The following is a 1894-nucleotide window of genomic DNA, read 5'->3' as shown; positions in this document are numbered from 1 at the left end:
GCGCTGCAACTGAAGAGACTTGCGTAGGTGACAAAGACCTGACCAAGCTCAGCGCGATAGCCCTTACTCCCAAGAAGAACTGTGCGTGCTAGGGCGTCACCATTGAGTGTTGTACTAAAAGACTCGGTCTCTGCAGTCAGCGGCGGCGTGCCATAGCCGATACCAAGCGTGATACCAATGGTTTTGGTGGTAACCCCAACGCTGGTGCTAATGGCGGGATAAGCGTTAGAGGTATCAGGCGGGACCTCTAAGTCCTTAATTGAGATACTCGGCGCGCCTGAATTACTAAGGCTCTCTGTACTGATTCTTGTGGTGTGCCCTGTAGTCGTGCTTCCAGAGTTGTCACTGCCGTAGCTTGCGCCAAGGCGCAACAGCCTGGTTCCAGCAGTGCCGGTAACAAGAGGGTCAGCGGCTGGATAATGGATTGAATCAGCTGAAGTCCGAACGTCCTGAGTCGCAGCTCCAACCAGAGCTCTTGCGTTTCGGTAGACAGCTACGACGATGCGGGTGGCTGGGAACCAATTGCCGACTGTTTCGTTATTGCCTTTTGCGTATTTGAAGCCGATGCGCCAGCCAGCTGGTTGAGGGGCTGCACTGCTCGATGAGTGAGCACTGGTCCAGCCCTCGCCAGTTGGAGCGACAGGAATCGTGTTGTTGTTGGAGTTAAGCGCAAAAACAACGATTAGGTCGTGGGCCTGGTGCGTCGGGATCGCCGCCGTGTACGTCAGGCCTGCACTGGAACCGACAAAGGTCGGATATCCATCGATGTAGCGATAATGAAAATTAAACCCAGCCTTTATTCGCCCTGGCTGGGCCTCTAAGTTCCGAATGGAACTGAAATCTATGTCGTTGCCTGACACAGACAGGGAACCAGTCCCTGCTGTGCGAGAGGTATTGAGTTGAGCGTTATTGCCAGATACAGAGAGAGAACCAACCCCAGCCGTGAGGCTCATTTTTTTACCTCAGCAGGGTTGTCATCAGCTCAGCGTCAGAGCGCCAGAGGCTTGGTCAAAATCAATCGTCAGGCTTTCGCCGTTGCTGAGTGTGAGGTTAGTTCCGTAATCGAAATAACCAATCAGCGGATCGGCGGGACTTGTGGGCGTGTCGTTGTACAGGTAGATGTATCGGAACGGTCCCACTGTTCCAGTCGCGCTGAGGGTGAGATCGGCAAGCGTCAATCGATAGGTTCCTGAACTCTGAGCGCCGCTCGAAGTAGTAACGCTGCGGGAGCTGAGATTGGAGTAGGAAACTTGGGTGACGTTGCCCAGAATGCAGGCGGTGGTTGAAGAAGTGGGAGCCGTGCTCTCAGAGCCTGGCGCAACATTGCTGAGCGCGAGCACTAGCTGATCACTGCCAAGATCGTGAACACCTTCAGCAAGATGCTCTACGAAGCCGTTGAGTTTATTAAAGACAGCCATTCCGCTGGCACCTGTGTATGGTGACAGTCTAGATAATCAATTCAATCAGTTATACGTCGTAGATCTTGCATTCAACGTCGTAGGGATGATCGTCGCAGTATTGAAGAAACCGTTGACGCATCTTTGAATCTTCGGCCTGTTCAGACTCCTTTGGGACCTCGCGTTGAAGCTCGTCCTCAATTGGTGCAAAAAGAATGTCGCCTGCCTTGACTTCTTTGTAAGGTTTGCGCATTTGGCAGAACCCGTCCTTGCAGTCCATCTCTTCTGGCATGGGAATAATTGTCAGCTATCAATCAATCTAAAAAAGTGTCAGGCGCCTCCCCACACTGGCCAAGCGCAGAGAGGATCGGTTGCCAGTCCGTTGAAACTGCAAAAACACGGACTCCTGACGGGATGATGCCTCTGACGCAGTTCTTCTTCAAGGCTTTTTAATCCTAGAGACGTGGAGGTTGTTTTACGAACTTGCAGCGCATACA

The 1894-nt window shown here is 52.5% G+C and carries 2 protein-coding genes; both read right to left on the bottom strand.

Annotated features, from left to right (window positions below):
- Nucleotides 1–860, bottom strand: an 860-nt coding sequence (locus tag AACP44_RS09185) for a hypothetical protein (RefSeq protein ID WP_339340229.1), incomplete at its 3' end; no start/stop codon positions are given.
- Between the two features lie 117 nt (nucleotides 861–977).
- Entirely contained in the window at nucleotides 978–1418 is a 441-nt protein-coding gene (locus AACP44_RS09180) for a hypothetical protein (protein ID WP_339340228.1), read from the bottom strand.
- Nucleotides 1419–1894 lie beyond the last annotated feature (476 nt).

The sequence above is a fragment of the uncultured Oceanicoccus sp. genome (assembly GCF_963968385.1).
Taxonomy (GTDB): Bacteria; Pseudomonadota; Gammaproteobacteria; order Pseudomonadales; family Dasaniaceae; genus Oceanicoccus.
The sequence above is the reverse complement of the archived record's forward strand: the minus strand, read 5'-3'. Positions and strand labels throughout refer to the sequence as shown.